The organism is Bacillus solitudinis, from assembly GCF_002797395.1.
Taxonomy (GTDB): domain Bacteria; phylum Bacillota; class Bacilli; order Bacillales; family Bacillaceae_D; genus Halalkalibacter_A; species Halalkalibacter_A solitudinis.
The window spans coordinates 2,692,497-2,708,737 of sequence record NZ_KZ454943.1; the positions used below are offsets into that span (position 1 = coordinate 2,692,497).

The following is a 16,241-nucleotide window of genomic DNA, read 5'->3' on the forward strand; positions in this document are numbered from 1 at the left end:
TAAAAGAGATAGATTGTGAAAATGAGGGTGGTCATGATGCGTCATAGAAGCTTATTAGCCAAATTAATTATTTTTGGGTGTGTTTTAACAATTATTCCAGTCGTTTTTTTAGGCGTATTTTCATACACTCAATCCTCTGGACAAATTCAGGAAAAGGTTAATAGAGAAAGATTACAAGCAATAAAGCAGTTGAATACCAATGTAGAGCAAACATTAACGACTGTTTATCAGAATTTAACGAATATTATTGATTCCTCTGAGTTAGAAACCGCGATTAGAAGTTCTCTTATAGGTAAAGATTTTAAAGAGTATCGCGATTTACGCAGGGAAATGAGTAAAATTCAAACATTTGATTCAAAAGTTAGTGAATTGGTTATTTTAAATTTTCAAGAAGATTGGATTATTAATAACTCAGGATTATATCGTCTTTCGAATCACGCGGATGAGGAAACGTATTTATCTTATCTAGGGTTAGAACTTAATTCATCATGGTTGTTATTAAAAAATGATAAATTTGAAGATTCTTCATCTAATTTAAACTGCGATTATACAATTAGTCTTATTAGAAAGCTTCCACTAAAAATTAGTCGTAAATATGGACTTGCCTTTGCAAACATTCCTGCTTGTAGTTTAATTGAAATGGTTGATATTGATGAATTCTCTGATGTGATGATTATGGATGAAAACTATCGAATTATTGTGCATCGCGATCCATCATTTATAGGAAAGTCATTAGCTGAAGTAGGGTATGTTAAGAATTTAGATCCATTTACAGGGAATTCAGGTCAATTTGATACTCGAATTGACAATAAGAGATATACGGCAAGCTATTTAAAATCTGATTATAATAATTGGACGTATCTTTCTTTTACTTCCATTGAAAATTTAACGGAAGAATCTAAGAAGATTGGTTGGCTTACGTTTTTTATTACATTTATCATTATTTTAGGTTGTATTTTAAGTGTTTGGGTAGTTAGTCGAAAGCTTTATTCTCCTGTTAATAATTTAATGAAGTATATAGATGAAAATTGGCCAGCGCAAAGCAAAGAAAAGAAAAATGAGTTACAAATTATTGAAGAGCATATTCAAGACCTTTTCTCATCAAAGTCAAATTTAGAAACTGAGCTAAAAGAACATACACAGCAAGTACAGTCATTATTCTTAAATCGCCTTTTTCTAGGAACGATAAAGAAAAGTGACATTCCCGGAAAGCTAGAATACTTTCAGTTTGATGCCACGGTTAATAACTGGGATCAAATGACGGTTTTGACCTTGCATATAGATCGGGAAGAGAACTCTAGATACCAAGAAAAAGATATCGACTTGTTGTCATTTGCAGTGAAAAATGTTGTTGAAGAAACAATTACAAAGGAAAATAGATTATCAACAGTTTGGGTGGATCAGACACTTGTTATTCTTACGGGGATCTCTAAAGAAAGCGACATTGATCTTAAAACATTTGTCTATGATATGACAGAAATGTTGAAAGCAAATATTGAAAAGTGGATCCATATCTCTGTGAGCATTGGGGTGAGCCTGCCTTTTGAACATATTAATGAGGCACATCGTGGTTATTTAGAAGGGGTAGAGGCGTTAAAACATCGAATGAAGCTTGGAAATGGAGTTATTATTCACTTTAGTAGCATAAACTCCGGGAAACACTCAGTTATTTTTGATTATCCTCAGCGGACTGAAGAGGAAATGATGGTAGCTATAAAGATTGCAGAAGAAGAAAAAGCTCTTCAGTTACTTGATAGCTGGATGGAAAAAGCTTTTAAAAATACCCAATCTCCTAGAGAGTATCAGATATCGATGATGCGCTTATTAAACAATTTGTTGATGGTTAAACAAGAGAGTGGTATAAGTTTTCAGCAACTTGAGGTTTTCCATGCTTCTCTATATGAGGAACTTCTTCAGTTACAAACAAAGGAAGAAATTAAAAAGTGGTTTAAAAACCGAATGATTTTACCAATTATATCAATTTTAAAAGACCGGAGTGATTCCCAATTTCATAATCTTTCTGAGAAAATTATTGATATGATCCATAGAAATTATGATAAGGATATTACTTTGGAAGAATGTGCGGCAGCATTGCATTACAACGCAAATTATTTAAGTAGTGTTTTTAAGCAAGAAACCAATTACACGTTTAGTGAATACTTAGCAATGTATCGGTTTAAGATTGCAAAGAAATGGTTAGTTGAAACGGATATGGCTGTTAAGGAAATTGCAGAAAAGCTCCAATATAAAAATTCTCAAAATTTCATTCGGTCATTTAAGAAGCAAGAAGACGTGACACCTGGTCAGTACAGACAGAAGTTTTTAAAAGAATAGTTCAAATCAAATTTCAAAAGTGACCATGGAAGGTGAAGTAAATATTCCGTGGTTACTTTTTTGTTATCTTAATGCTGTATGATAATCATTTTATTAGATTGTAGTTTAAAAGAGTGAAAGAATCCATTAATATAAAGGGTTTCGGCTAGTAGGTGAGATAGAGATTATAGGCAGAATCGGTAGGACGATCGTATAGTGAAGCTAAGCCATAAGGCAGGTTGGTACATTTTAAAAAACTAAGGTGGTGGTAATCCCCCAAAAAGAAAACGCTCTCATTAGAAAACGAAATTCGAAAAAGGGGTTAATTTTTCAGAGTTAAGTTAAGAAAAAGTATTATTTCAACATTTCACTTCATTTTGAAAGCGTTAACAACACAATAAGATATGGAGGGTTTAATTCATGAAAATTTCAAAAAAGTTTCTATCATTACTTTGTATGTTCACTCTAATTCTCGTCATCCTTGCAGCTTGTGGAGGTTCAGATGAGACAACAACAACTGATAATAAAGAAAGCGATACTAGCAATAATGCTGATGAAGCTCCATCGGATGAGCCGGTTAAAGTTACAATGATGGCCAATCTTCATACACCTGAAACACCGAATGACAAGGTTTTAAATATGATTGAAGAAGCAACAAACTCTGAGCTTGAGATTCAATGGGTACCAGATTCAACGTACCAAGATAGATTGAATACAGCGTTTGCAACAGGCTCATTACCGCAAGTTGTACCAATGGGCTTTAATATGTTTGTTCAATTTAAAGAGGCAATTCGTGATGACCAGTTCTGGGAAATAGGACCGTATTTGGAGGAATTCGAAAATCTAAACAAGTTAAAGCCAGAAATCCTAGAAAATACGATGGTTGATGGTAAGATTTATTCTTTATATCAAGGCCGTCCGTTATCGCGTCAAGGTTTCATTTATCGTAAAGACTGGGCTGACAATTTAGGATTAGAAACACCAACTAATACAGAAGAGTTTTACGAAATGGTTCGCGCGTTTTCAGAAGATGATCCTGATGGAAATGGAAAAAATGATACAATCGGACTTACAGACCGTAGTGATTTAGTATATGGTGGTTTTAAAACAATTGCATCTTGGTTTGGAACTCCAAATGAGTGGGGAATCAAAGATGGTGAGTTACAACCAGAATTCATGTTTGATGAGTATATGCAAACACTAGATTACTTGAAGGATATTCACAGTAATGGTTATATGAATCAAGATTTCCCTGTAACAAGTAAGCCAGACCAACAAGCAATGATTAAAAATGGTACAGCTGGGGTTTACGTTGGTTCAATGCCAGATGTTCAAAGTCTTTATAATGACGCTGTTGAGTTAAACCCTGACTTAGAATACGATGTAGCAAACTATATTGAAGGTCCTGATGGCGAGTATGGAACTTGGGCTATTCCAGGTTATGGAAGTGTGTTCTTATTCCCGAAATCAGCAATTGCAACTGAAGAAGAGTTAAAAGCTATTCTTGGCGTATTTGATAAGTTTATGACTACTGAAGTCGCTAACTTAACTGTATGGGGAGTTGAAGGCGAGCACTATGAAGTAATTGACGGACGTGCAGCAGCTCTTGAAGATAACAGAACGGCTATTGATAATGAAGTTCGTCCATTAATGTCCCTTGAAATTGGTGAGCCGGAAACAAGTGGTCGATATGATGCATATAGCCATTATGAAGTAAAAGCAAAAGCCGATGAATTAGTTGTCGAAAATAACGATTACCTTATTCATAATCCAACTGTTACACTCGATTCAGAGACATATGTAAAGAACTCTGAAACGTTAAGTCAAATTATGGTTGATGCAACATACAAATATATCCTTGGACAAATTGACAAAGATGGATTTAATGCTGCAATTGAAAGTTGGAAAAGTCAAGGTGGTAGTGAAGTAATGGCTGAGTTTAACGCACATTACAATGAAATTAACTAATAAAAAATGAACGAATCTGATTTATAAATCAGATTCGTTTTTTTTTTGGAGGTATGAGTTTTTTGAATTAATTCACAGAGGGCCGAGCCGAGGTGGGAAACGATTGTTATGAAATGCGAATAACTGCTACAAAAGTACGAATAAAAAGACAGAACCACGAATTTCCCATTCAGAACCGAGAATAAATCCATAAAATAACGATTAAATTAAACAAGCCGCATGATACCAGAGTTCAAGGAGCAGAGGTGGATCCTTGGATTAAGAATTACCATCGTTCTAATTATAGTAATCTAGTTAACCACTAAAGTTATTCTCTATGTCATCCTTATCATCACAAATGAGTAGGTAAACACGGTTCTGTTGATTTTAATGTAAGCACAATTGAAAGCCTTTTCACCCTGTTTGTGAATGATTCAATGATTTAGATAATCACCAGCTTAGATTACCTCGAAAAAGCCTGTTATTTCAAGGGTTTATCTACATTATAATACGATGATTATAGACGTTATTATTGATATAGAATAATCTGAGTACAAGAAGTTGATATGAAAAAAGTAAAAACAAATTAGCATGTAAGAGGGAGATGAGTATATGAAAAGTAATGTAGCTGTCGAAGAGACAAGAGTCATTACAAAAGCTGAGAAAAGGGCAGTGTTAAAGAAACGTATATTAAAGAATAAATTAATCTATTTAATGATTTTGCCTGGTCTCGTTTATTTCTTTATTTACAAATATGTTCCAATGTACGGACTCATTATTTCATTCCAAGATTATAAGCCTTACTTGGGTATTACAGGAAGCGAATGGGTGGGTTTAAAGCATTTTGAACGTTTATTTACGAGTCCTGAGTTTTGGATGATTTTTAAGAATACACTTGTCCTGTTTGCGCTTCAAATTATTGTATTCTTTCCAATTCCAATTATTTTTTCATTAATGCTTAATGAAGTAAGACATATGTTCTTTAAACGAACTGTACAAACACTGATATACATTCCTCATTTCATGTCTTGGGTTGTAATCGTTTCCATTGGCTATGTAATCTTAACTTTAGATGGTGGCTTCATAAATGGAATGCTTGAAGCATTGGGCTTCCAAAAAGTGAACTTCTTAATGAATGCAGATTGGTTCAGACCTATTTACATTTTACAAGTTATTTGGAGAGAAGCTGGTTGGGGGACAATCATATTCCTTGCTGCTATTGCTGCAGTAGACCCTCAATTATATGAGGCTGCAAAAATGGATGGAGCAAATCGCTTTCGTCAAATGTGGCATATCACATTACCGGCTATTCGTAGTGTAATCGTAGTTCTATTAATCTTAAAAATTGGTGATGTACTTGAGCTTGGTTTTGAACACGTTTACTTACTATTAAACGCTTCAAACCGTGAAGTAGCTGAAATTTTTGATACGTATGTGTATACAGCTGGTTTAAAGCAAGGGCAATTTAGTTACAGTACGGCTGTAGGATTTTTTAAAGGGATTGTAGGACTAGTTTTAGTCATTGGTGCTAATAAATTAGCGAAAAAAGCTGGAGAAGAAGGTATTTACTAATTTTCATAAGGAGGAATTAAAAATGATTGGAGATAAAGCAATAGGAAGTCGTATTTTTAATGGCGTTAACGCTATCTTGCTTGCGCTAATTGCCATAATAACTGTATTGCCATTTCTACACGTCATTGCCGCATCGTTTGCAACAGGTGCAGAATTAGCAGAAAAGCGTTTTCTACTGTTTCCAACAGTATGGAGTTTAGATGCGTATCGTTATATTTTTTCAACAGATACAATTATGAAATCAATGTTGATATCTATTCTTGTAACTGTAGGTGGTACAGTGTGGAGCATGCTGTTATCTACATTAACAGCATACGGACTTTCTAGACGTGATTTAGTAGGTAGACGTTATATTATGTTCTTTATCGTCTTCACGATGCTCTTTAATGGGGGGATGATACCTACATTCTTAATTGTTCAACAAACAGGGTTATTAAACTCATTATGGGCGCTTATAATTCCGGTATCAATTAACGCGTTTAATATGATTATCCTAAAGAGTTTCTTCCAAAACCTTCCCGATGGATTAGAAGAATCTGCGAAAATTGATGGTTGTAATGACTTTGGTATTTTATTCCGGATAGTTATTCCATGTTCAATGCCTGCAATAGCAACAATTTCCCTGTTCTATGCGGTAACATATTGGAACACATATATGCATGCTATTCTTTATCTTAGTGATTCTGCCAAATGGCCAGTGCAAGTGTTACTTCGCCAAATTGTTGTACTAGCAAGTGGATTAAGTTATGACGGGGCTGAATACACAAATGTTCCACCACCAGAAATATCAGTTAAAATGGCGGTTATTGTAGTAGCAACGATTCCAGTATTATTGGTATATCCTTTCTTACAAAAGTATTTTGCTAAAGGTGCACTAATAGGATCAATGAAAGGTTAATTTGTATAATTATTAGAAGTGAAAATCTTATAAAGCGGGTGACTGAATGATTGCTGATAATAAAGAAAACGTAGTCAAAAGTTTAGAAGAGATGGAAAACCTGTTTGATGGATTTTTCCACTGGCTGGCTGGACAATATGATCCAGTCAGCGGTGGTTTCTATTATGCGAAAAGTTCAATCGGAAACCACAGCTTAATACCTGATATAGAATCAACTGCTCAAGCACTTAATATTTTGCTAAGAAATGATTTAGTAAAAGATCTTCCTGAGCAAATGAGAAAGCAAATGGTTCAGTTTTTTCAAAATAAGCAAGATAAAGAAACTGGCTACTTTCTAGATGAAAATCCATTAATGAAACTTGATGAAGTGATGGTTCACCGTGCAATAAATTATACAGCTGGCTCACTTGCAAAGCTTGGAAGTACTCCGTTGTATTCATTGCCGCTTGAAGCAAACGCAGCGCCTGATTATGTAAAATCCACAGATAGTTATTTAGAGAAATGGAAAAGTATTGATTTAAGAAATAGTTGGAGAGGCTGTGATTTATTAGCCAGCTCATGTGTGTATATCGGACAAATGGCCGATGGAGAAAGAGAGTCCTTTCTTGAAGAAGCAGTGCGTTATCTAGCTAGCATTCAAGATCTCGAAACTGGATTATGGGGAGAAGGAAGCCTATATGTCCGGATTTCAGGTACGTTTAAGCTGCATACATTCTATAGTCGATTTAATATTCCGATGCCAAATACAGAGCGTATCTATCAAAGTATCCTCAAATGTCTTCGAACAGAAGAAGCGATAGATATGTGCTATATTCGAAACCCAATTGACTTATTATCCTATATGGGTCTTGAGATTCCACAAGCAGAGTTACAAGAGATAATCGATACAACGATTCGAAATATGAGAAAACTTAAGAGAGAAGATGGGGGATTCTCTAGAGAACTAGATCATTCACCACCTGCACCAAATGTCGCTCAAGTTAAAAAGGGTGAGTATTATCCTGACATGCCAAAGGCTGTTAACTTAGGTGAAGGCTTAGTCGAGGGTGATATGAACGCGAGTACACAAGCAACATTAATTCGAATTCAATGTCATAAGTTAGTAGGTATACCGGTTGGCCCAATAAAAAATGCTAAAGAATTCTATTCATTCTTTTAGTGAGAGAAGTGTTACTAATGAAACTCTTTCAACTTCCGAAAGAAAAACGACTTTCAGAACAAGCGATTATCATGCTGACAAACCAGACCATTTTTCAGTTTGGAAATTCACTATCCCTTATTTTTATCAATTTGTACTTATGGCGGTTGACGAATAGTCTACTGATTAATGGTTTGTTTAATTTAATAGCGTTAGTTTCTCAAGCGTGTGGAACGATGTTAATGGGGGAATTTTCAAAGAAAAAAGGTCGTTTAGCGATTTATCGCTATGGTATTTTTTTAACGGCCTTTTTCTATCTATGGATTATCATTGCCCAAGAAAACATTGTTCAATATTTTTACTTGTTTGCCCTTTTAAAAGGAATTTCACAAGCGGCTTACTGGCTTGGATACTTCACACTGGTTCATGAAGTTTCAACGAATCTAAACAGGCATCGCTATCTTGGTTGGAACCAAATAACGATGGCTAGTGCAAACTTAATAGGCCCTGCCATTGCAGGTGTTATTATTAGTATGAATAGTGAATTAAGTGGTTATATTATCGTCTTCTCACTAGCCTTTATCATGTTTTTAATTGCGACGCTTGGAAGCCTTCGTATTAAAAAAGAGACAACACACCATAAAGAATATTATATGAAGTACTTACGGTTAATCTTGAAAAAGAAGCCGACTTTTTTTAATGCGCTTCTAGGCTGGTTCATCATAGGGTTTCCTCAAGGGATTCTCATGTATATCCCGCCTATTTTACTTTATAATATCTTTCCCGATGAGGGCTTTGTTGGTTATATGAATGTTATTTTCTTAGGAGCTTCAATTCTAGCAAGCTATATTTTTGCAAGAATGGCAAATATACATTCAACGAGAAAGTACTTATTTATTGCAGCGATTGGGATGACTGTCTCATCGGTCTTTCTTATGTGGGAAATTGCGATTTGGTCCGTTGTCTTGTTTATGGCGTTTAGTTCCTTATTTAAACCCATTCAAGCAAACACTTATGCTGCTTACTATTTTAAATGGATTGATAACATTCCACTTCAAGAAAACTTCCGAGTTGAATCGGTGGTACTTCGTGAAGCAATTATTAATCTTGGACGCGCGTTAGGTATTGTTATTTTTATGATTTTTTCACAGGAAATTAATACCACAACAATACCTTGGATTATTGTGTTTGTAATGGCTTTACAATTTTCAATTCCGTATTTAGCGAAGGAAAAGTGATTTTCAAAAACAATTAACAGGAGGAGATTAGGATGGCGAACATTGGAGAATGGGAAGTAGTAGACAAAGGTGTAACAAGAAAAATACATCAGCCAGGTACGCATATTATGATGATGGAGGTCAATTTTGAAAAAGGAGGCATGGGTGCAGAACATAGCCATCCCCATGAACAGTTTACGTATTGTTTGGAGGGAAAGCTAGAATTTAAAGTAGGAGAAGAGACAGTTATCCTCTCAAAGGGTCAAAGTTTGCATATCCCTGGGGATGTAATTCATGGTGTGATTGCTTTAGAGCAGAGTGCATTACTTGATACATTTACTCCGCTTCGTGAAGACTTGTTAAAGTAAAGAGGAGGAGGGATTCTCATGAATGAAGAAAATACTCTAGGTGGGCAACAAGGTGATTTGGGAAATGGAACATTTTTGAACCCTATATTGGGAGGTAATTATGCAGATCCTTCTATTATTAGGGTTGGTGAAGACTATTATATGGTTCATACCTCCTATCAATATGTGCCTGGCTTAATTATTTGGCATTCGAGGGATTTGGTAAATTGGGAGCCAATTGGAACGGCTCTAGAGCATCTAAATGGCAATGTCTGGGCTCCTGAATTTGTATATCATAATCAAACCTTTTATATTTATTTTCCTGCGGACAGAACGAATTGGGTGACAAAAGCAGACAATCCAAAAGGACCGTGGAGTAAACCGATTAATTTAAATACATCTCATATCGATCCGGGTCATGTAGTTGGCCCGGATAATAAGCGATATATGCATCTATCAGGTGGGAATATGGTTCAGCTAGCTGATGATGGGTTATCGGTAGTTGGCGAGGTTCGTCACGTTCACGAACCATGGAAATACCCAGATGAATGGGAGGTTGAGGCGTTTAGTCCAGAGGGACCTAAGTTAACATTTCATAATGATTATTATTATTTAACTGTGGCGGTCGGAGGAACCGCAGGGCCACCTACAAGCCATATGGTGGTGACCTCTCGTTCGAGGACGCCTTGGGGACCATGGGAGCATTCACCCTTTAATCCAATTATAAAAACGAATTCAAAAGATGAAAAATGGTGGTCACAAGGTCATGGAACATTAATAGATACGCCTGATGGTGATTGGTGGATGGTCTTCCATGCATATGAAAATAGACTTCATACAGTTGGTCGACAAACGCTTTTACTCCCTATTGAGTGGACAGAAGATGGCTGGTTTAAAATTCCTGATGGTGTAACTGCTGAGCAAACGCTTACTAAGCCAAAAGGCGAAATAGTAAAACATGGATTTCCAATAGTTGATCATTTTGAAGGAGAAGAAATCGGCCTGCACTGGCAGTGGTTTGGTGAGCCAGATCGATCACGATTCTCTGTTGGTGAAGGAGCTTTAACGATCCAAGGTAAAGAGAGTGATGAGGTAGCATCGCCACTGCTTTATATGGCGGCTCATCGTTCCTATGAAGTTGAGGTTGATGTCAGTGTTGAAGGCGAAGCGCTCGCAAGGTTTATGCTGTACTATGATCCTACTTCTTATTTTGGACTTTCCGTATCGAAAGAGGGAGTTCAACACTTTCGAACCTTCAAAAAATATACAGTTAAGTCTTATAAAGGCCAAGCGATTAAGCTTCTGATTAAGAACATCGATAATATCGTCTCGTTCTACTATAAAGAGACTGAAGGCGACTGGGTGAAATATGATAAAGTGATTGATTGCTCAGGGTTTCATCATAATACGTTTGGTGGGTTTTTAAGTTTGAGAATTGGGATAGATACGATTGGGCAAGGAAAAGCAAAATTTAAACATTTTCAATATCGAATCCTTTAGGAGTTGAACTGAGATGGCAATTTATGACTTAACCAACTACGGAGCTGTAGGAGATTCAATTGTTGATAATACGGTAGCGTTTGCGAGTGCAATTGAGGCCTGTGCGAGTGAGGGTGGAGGAACGGTCTATGTTCCAGCAGGAAGGTACCTAACCGGACCAATTACATTAAAAAGTGATATTACCCTCTATGTTGAATCTGGTGCAACGGTTCTTTTTAAAGATGATTTTGAAGCGTATCCTGCTGTTGAAACGAGATGGTCGGGCTATGAATGCTATGGGTTTCACCCGTTAATTTATGGACGTAATTTACAAAACGTCACGATAAAAGGGGAAGGAACCTTTGATGGCCAAGGTAGAGCTTGGTGGAACTCCATTGGTGATTTAAAGAATGGAAATCCGTATTCATCAGATCGAACGGAAGAAATTCGAAGTCTTAATAAAGAGATCGTTCTAAATACCAATCTGCTAGAGTGGGACTCTCAATTTTTACGACCACCTTTATTGCAATTAATTGGTTGTGAGCACGTTAAGTTAGAAGGAATCACCTTGCAAAACTCTCCATTTTGGAATACTCATCTAGTATATTGCGATGATGTGAGTGCGCGGGGGGTTACTTTTAAAAACCCTTCCGACACACCGAATGGTGATGGCTTTGATATTGACTCTTGTTCGTATGTTCGAGTTTCAGATTGTCACTTTGATGTTGGTGATGATTGTCTTTGTCTAAAGTCAGGAATTAATGAAGATGGAAGAAGAGTTGGTAAACCGACAGAGCATGTCACAATTTCAAATTGTACGATGAAGGCGGGTCATGGCGGGGTCGTTATGGGAAGTGAGAACTCTGGTGGAATTCAAAACGTGACAGTAACAAACTGTGTGTTCATTGGGACGGATCGTGGTATTCGTATTAAAACGAACCGCGCGCGTGGTGCATACATTAAAAATTTACTAGTTAACAATATTTATATGGAAGATGTATTTTGTCCATTTGCAATTAATTCATTCTATCGTTATGGTGTTGATGAAAATGACACGTCAATGACGAGTCCGAATGCCATACCCATTTCAGAAAAGACACCACTCATTGAACATATACACATTAGCAATGTAACCGCAAAAAATTGTCGGGCAGCTGCTTCATTTATTTATGGTTTACCGGAAATGCCTATAAAGGATGTCTACCTACGCCATGTTACCTTTGAAATGACGAAGGACCTGAAGGAGCAAGGTGGCGAGCCAGATATGGTGAAGGAAGAAATCATCATGGCTGGCGAAGGAATGTACTGTAAGCATGTTGAAGGAATTGAATTCCATCGCGTTCGCATTGAAACAAGGCAAGGTCCAGCACTAATCATAGACAGTGTATCTGATGTTGAAATTGATGGTGTTAGTATGAAACACATCCATGAGAATACACCGGTTATTACTCTGAAAAACACGACGGATGCCTTTATTACTGGGCGCCAAGCGATGACCTACACTAAGAATTATGTAGAGGTTCAAGATGATTGTAACAGTATTATCTTAAATGGGGAACCGATAGAAAGGACATAGGAGGAAAGCCAATGTGGGCACCAGATCAATTTATGGAACAGCTCTATCATGAGACATATCCTGATACTAAAAAAGAATATAATCTTGAATGGCAGGCTCAGGTAAAAAAACAATTTAATGAGGCGCTTGGTGAGTTTCCTAATAAAGACAATGAATTTAATGCAAAAACACTTGAGAGAGTAGAGTTTGAGGATTTTGTACGGATTCGCGTCGAAATAACAACGTTTGCTTCGTTAAGAGTGCCTGTTTACGTATTATTTCCTAAGGAGAACAGTGGAGAAAAACGTCCTGCGGCACTTGCTTTACACGGCCATGGCTACGGTAGTAAGGAAGTGGTTGGTTTAAACGTTGATGGAACGAACAATCTTGAAGAGCCCCCAGGCATTCACAAAAACTTTGCGGTGGAACTTGTTCGGCGAGGAGTAATTGTCATTGCTCCTGAGTTAATTGGATTTGCTGATAGGAAGCTAGAAAAAGATTTCATCCCAGAAGCTTCGTCAAGTCATAACTCATGTTTTGCTTTAGCAAGTCAGCTTCTGTTAATGGGAAAATCTTTAGCAGGATTACGTGTAGCTGAGTGTAGAAGAGTGATAGATTATTTAACGGAGTTAGACGCGGTTGATTCAGAAAACATCGGTATTATCGGTCTATCGGGGGGAGGTCTCGTTGCAGCATATACAAGCGCTGTTGATGAAAGAGTAAAGGCAACAGTCATTTGTGGCTATACGAATACATTTAAAGGTAGCATTATTGATCGTAACCATTGTCTTGATAATTATATTCCTGGCGTATTGTCGTTTGCAGAGATGCCAGAATTAATCGGATTAATCGCGCCCCGGCCTTTATTTATTGAGTCGGGGATAGACGATCCTCTTTTCCCGATTGAACAAGTTAAGGTTGCTGTTAAGACACTTAGAGAAATCTACCAGAATTTCGAAGCAAGTCATGTTTTAGATTCACATTATTTTAAAGGAAAACATGAAATCAGTGGGGAAGAGTCCTACGACTGGTTGATGACACAATTAAAAAAATAGAAACATAGTAGCGGAGAGAAACGAGGGAGAAAAATGAGTAAAGCAAAGCATGTTTGGTCAGCAGATCTTGGAGATGGGACGTTTCAAAATCCCATTATTCATGCTGACTATTCGGATCCAGATATGATTCGAGTTGGCGAAGATTTTTTCATGGTCTCATCAAGTTTTAATATGTCACCGGCGTTACCTATTTTACATTCTAAGGACTTAGTAAACTGGAAAATCATCAATCATGTTTGTGAAACATTCCCGTATGCCCATTTTGATAGACCTCGACATGGTGAAGGAGTTTGGGCGCCGAGTATCCGTTTCCACGATGGGAAGTTTTGGGTATTCTTTGGAGCCCCGGATGAAGGGGTTTTCATGAGCAATACGGAGGATCCATTTGGTCAATGGTCACCGCTTCATCTAGTCAAGGAAGCAAAAGGATGGATCGATACTTGTCCATTTTGGGATGATGATGGTCAGGCATATCTTGTGAACGCCTTTGCAAGAAGTCGAATTGGTTTTAAACATATTCTCAACATATGTAAGATGAACCCAGATGGCACGGAGCTTCTTGATGAAGGTCAATATATATTTGATGGAACGAAGGAACATCCAACGATTGAAGGGCCAAAAATGTATAAAAGAAACGGTTACTATTACATTTTCGCTCCAGCTGGTGGGGTTGCCACAGGTTGGCAAACGATTCTTCGTTCAAAAAATATCTATGGACCTTATGAAGATAAAATTGTTCTTCATCAAGGGAACAGTGACGTCAACGGGCCCCATCAAGGTGGTTGGGTTGAGCTTGAGTCAGGAGAGTCGTGGTTCCTTCACTTTCAAGATAAAGATGCATATGGTCGAATTGTTCATATGCAGCCGATGTATTGGGAAAATGATTGGCCTGTGATGGGACACAATGTTAATGAAGATGGTATTGGCGAGCCAGTGAACCGTTGGAAAAAACCAAATGTAGGAGTAACCTCAGATCAGATTATTGCACCACAAACTAGTGATGAGTTTAGTAGTGATAAGTTAGGCTTACAATGGCAATGGCGAGCAAATGTTAAGCATGAATGGTACTCTCTTAACGAAAAAGAGAATCAGCTTAGACTTTTCGCTAAGCAACAGCCAGAAGGAATTAAAACATTTTATGATACACCTCAAATAGCAACTCAGAAATTTCCTGCGCCTACATTTACAGCGACAACAAAAATGTCCTTTTCTTTCGCATCGCCATATGATGCTGCAGGGATTATAGTATTTGGCTTCCACTACGCTGGATTATTGGTTAAACCAGTAAAAAATGGTTCAGGCTTAGAATTAGTTTATTTTCACGGAGAGCATGAAAATGAAACAACGAAAGAAACTGAACAGAAAATGAAACATATTGATTCAGATACAATTTATTTTAGAGTTAGTGTGTTCGAAAAAAACAAGGAACCAAAATGTCATTTTAGCTTCAGCCTAGATGGAGACACATACGAGCAAGTAGGGGATGAGTTCACAGCAACGGTTGCAAGGTGGATTGGTGCACAAGTTGGAATGTTCTGTGTGAATAGAGACCATCAAGCTAGTGATGGATTTACGGATGTTGACTGGTTTACTATTGAATAAGGGAGATGTAATAAATGAAAACAGTTGTTAAAGGAAGATTTGCACTAGAATGGGCAGAGAAAGCATGTCAAAGTCTTATGGGTCAATTTGAACCAATTAAGCTCCCCCCTGCAGACAGATGGCATTATCATCAAGGTGTATTTTTATGCGGGATGCATAGCGTTTGGCAGGAAACGAAAAAGGAAGAGTATTTTAATTACTTTAAAGAGTATGTAGATAAGCTTGTAGATGCAGAAGGGAATTTTTATTTTGCTAGAGATGAGCTTGATGCAATCCAACCAGGTTTGCTCCTACTTCCCCTCTACCAAGAAACGGGTGAAGAACGATACAAGGTTGCAGCAACGAAACTTAGAAATTTACTAAAAACGATTAATAAGACGTCTGAACAAGGTTTCTGGCACAAGGATAAATATCCTTATCAAATGTGGCTTGATGGTCTATATATGGCTGGTCCATTTACGGTTCAATATGGTCAACAATTTGCCGAGCCTGAGCTAGTCGACTTGGTTTTATATCAAGAATCATTAATGAGAAAGAATACAAAGGACGAGGAGTCTGGATTATATTTCCATGGGTGGGATGAAAACCGTAAGACACCATGGTGTAATCCAGAGACAGGGGCAGCACCTGAAATTTGGGGGCGGGCTCTTGGTTGGTATGGCTTAGCAGTTGTTGACATTATTGATTTACTTCCAGAAAACCACCCAAAAAGAGCAGAATTAATTTCTGTAATTAGAAATCTTGTTGAAAACTTAGTCCGTTATCAGGATGAAAAGTCAGGGTTATGGTATCAAATAGTTAACAAAGGACATTTAGAAGACAATTGGCTCGAAAGCTCATGTTCAAGCTTATATGTCTATACCATTGCAAAAGCAGTAAATAAAGGGTACATTGATGCCTCATACGTCGAAACAGCCCAAAAGGGTTATGAGGGAATAATCAATCATAAGATTGAAGAGCATGAGGATGGGAGTCTATCATTAACTGGTATTTGTATTGGTACCTCAATTGGGACTTATGACTATTATGTTGCTCGTGATACGAGTGAAAATGATTTACATGGTGTCGGGGCATTTATTCTTGCTAGCATGCAAATGCATCAATTAAAGAGCCAGTAG

The 16,241-nt window shown here is 37.2% G+C and carries 12 protein-coding genes; all 12 read left to right on the forward strand.

Going from position 1 to position 16,241, the window contains the following annotated elements; all coding sequences use genetic code 11:
* Positions 1 to 33: 33 nt before the first annotated feature.
* The 12 genes from CEF19_RS13115 to CEF19_RS13170 all read left to right on the forward strand — a co-directional run bounded on the left by CEF19_RS13115 (position 34) and on the right by CEF19_RS13170 (position 16,241).
* The gene (locus CEF19_RS13115; RefSeq protein WP_198510286.1) at positions 34 to 2,334 is read left to right on the forward strand and encodes a helix-turn-helix domain-containing protein; all 2,301 of its coding nucleotides are present in this window, start codon (positions 34 to 36) and stop codon (positions 2,332 to 2,334) included.
* Between the two features lie 399 nt (positions 2,335 to 2,733).
* Positions 2,734 to 4,281 carry an extracellular solute-binding protein gene (locus CEF19_RS13120; RefSeq protein WP_100406457.1) on the forward strand — a complete coding sequence of 516 codons (1,548 nt, stop codon included), beginning with the start codon at positions 2,734 to 2,736 and terminating at the stop codon, positions 4,279 to 4,281.
* 591 nt (positions 4,282 to 4,872) lie between these two features.
* Positions 4,873 to 5,832, forward strand: coding sequence for an ABC transporter permease (locus tag CEF19_RS13125; RefSeq protein WP_100406458.1), 960 nt, complete (start codon positions 4,873 to 4,875; stop codon positions 5,830 to 5,832).
* 22 nt (positions 5,833 to 5,854) lie between these two features.
* Positions 5,855 to 6,730 (forward strand): carbohydrate ABC transporter permease, encoded by an 876-nt coding sequence (locus tag CEF19_RS13130; RefSeq protein ID WP_100406459.1) that lies wholly within the window; start codon positions 5,855 to 5,857, stop codon positions 6,728 to 6,730.
* Between the two features lie 46 nt (positions 6,731 to 6,776).
* Entirely contained in the window at positions 6,777 to 7,889 is a 1,113-nt protein-coding gene (locus CEF19_RS13135) for a prenyltransferase/squalene oxidase repeat-containing protein (RefSeq protein ID WP_100406460.1), read from the forward strand.
* A 17-nt stretch (positions 7,890 to 7,906) separates the two neighbouring features.
* Entirely contained in the window at positions 7,907 to 9,106 is a 1,200-nt protein-coding gene (locus CEF19_RS13140; protein ID WP_100406461.1) for an MFS transporter, read from the forward strand.
* A 32-nt stretch (positions 9,107 to 9,138) separates the two neighbouring features.
* Entirely contained in the window at positions 9,139 to 9,453 is a 315-nt protein-coding gene (locus tag CEF19_RS13145) for a cupin domain-containing protein (protein WP_100406462.1), read from the forward strand.
* 18 nt (positions 9,454 to 9,471) lie between these two features.
* On the forward strand, positions 9,472 to 10,932 hold the full coding sequence (locus CEF19_RS13150; RefSeq protein WP_100406463.1) for a family 43 glycosylhydrolase: 1,461 nt from the start codon (positions 9,472 to 9,474) through the stop codon (positions 10,930 to 10,932).
* 13 nt (positions 10,933 to 10,945) lie between these two features.
* Positions 10,946 to 12,487, forward strand: a complete 1,542-nt coding sequence (locus CEF19_RS13155; RefSeq protein ID WP_100406464.1) for a glycoside hydrolase family 28 protein — start codon at positions 10,946 to 10,948, stop codon at positions 12,485 to 12,487.
* A gap of 11 nt (positions 12,488 to 12,498) precedes the next feature.
* Positions 12,499 to 13,521: a dienelactone hydrolase family protein gene (locus tag CEF19_RS13160; RefSeq protein WP_100406465.1), complete on the forward strand. Its 1,023-nt coding sequence runs from the start codon at positions 12,499 to 12,501 to the stop codon at positions 13,519 to 13,521.
* Between the two features lie 33 nt (positions 13,522 to 13,554).
* On the forward strand, positions 13,555 to 15,123 hold the full coding sequence (locus tag CEF19_RS13165) for a glycoside hydrolase family 43 protein (protein WP_100406466.1): 1,569 nt from the start codon (positions 13,555 to 13,557) through the stop codon (positions 15,121 to 15,123).
* A 14-nt stretch (positions 15,124 to 15,137) separates the two neighbouring features.
* Entirely contained in the window at positions 15,138 to 16,241 is a 1,104-nt protein-coding gene (locus CEF19_RS13170) for a glycoside hydrolase family 88/105 protein (protein WP_100406467.1), read from the forward strand.

Excerpts from the sequence above, each read along its gene's own strand:
- CEF19_RS13120 (WP_100406457.1), top strand. The coding sequence starts at position 2,734 with ATGAAAATTTCAAAAAAGTTTCTATCATTACTTTGTATGTTCACTCTA.
- CEF19_RS13130 (WP_100406459.1), top strand. The coding sequence starts at position 5,855 with ATGATTGGAGATAAAGCAATAGGAAGTCGTATTTTTAATGGCGTTAAC.
- CEF19_RS13115 (WP_198510286.1), top strand. The coding sequence starts at position 34 with ATGATGCGTCATAGAAGCTTATTAGCCAAATTAATTATTTTTGGGTGT.
- CEF19_RS13160 (WP_100406465.1), top strand. The coding sequence starts at position 12,499 with ATGTGGGCACCAGATCAATTTATGGAACAGCTCTATCATGAGACATAT.
- CEF19_RS13170 (WP_100406467.1), top strand. The coding sequence starts at position 15,138 with ATGAAAACAGTTGTTAAAGGAAGATTTGCACTAGAATGGGCAGAGAAA.
- CEF19_RS13135 (WP_100406460.1), top strand. The coding sequence starts at position 6,777 with ATGATTGCTGATAATAAAGAAAACGTAGTCAAAAGTTTAGAAGAGATG.
- CEF19_RS13155 (WP_100406464.1), top strand. The coding sequence starts at position 10,946 with ATGGCAATTTATGACTTAACCAACTACGGAGCTGTAGGAGATTCAATT.
- CEF19_RS13150 (WP_100406463.1), top strand. The coding sequence starts at position 9,472 with ATGAATGAAGAAAATACTCTAGGTGGGCAACAAGGTGATTTGGGAAAT.
- CEF19_RS13145 (WP_100406462.1), top strand. The coding sequence starts at position 9,139 with ATGGCGAACATTGGAGAATGGGAAGTAGTAGACAAAGGTGTAACAAGA.
- CEF19_RS13165 (WP_100406466.1), top strand. The coding sequence starts at position 13,555 with ATGAGTAAAGCAAAGCATGTTTGGTCAGCAGATCTTGGAGATGGGACG.
- CEF19_RS13140 (WP_100406461.1), top strand. The coding sequence starts at position 7,907 with ATGAAACTCTTTCAACTTCCGAAAGAAAAACGACTTTCAGAACAAGCG.
- CEF19_RS13125 (WP_100406458.1), top strand. The coding sequence starts at position 4,873 with ATGAAAAGTAATGTAGCTGTCGAAGAGACAAGAGTCATTACAAAAGCT.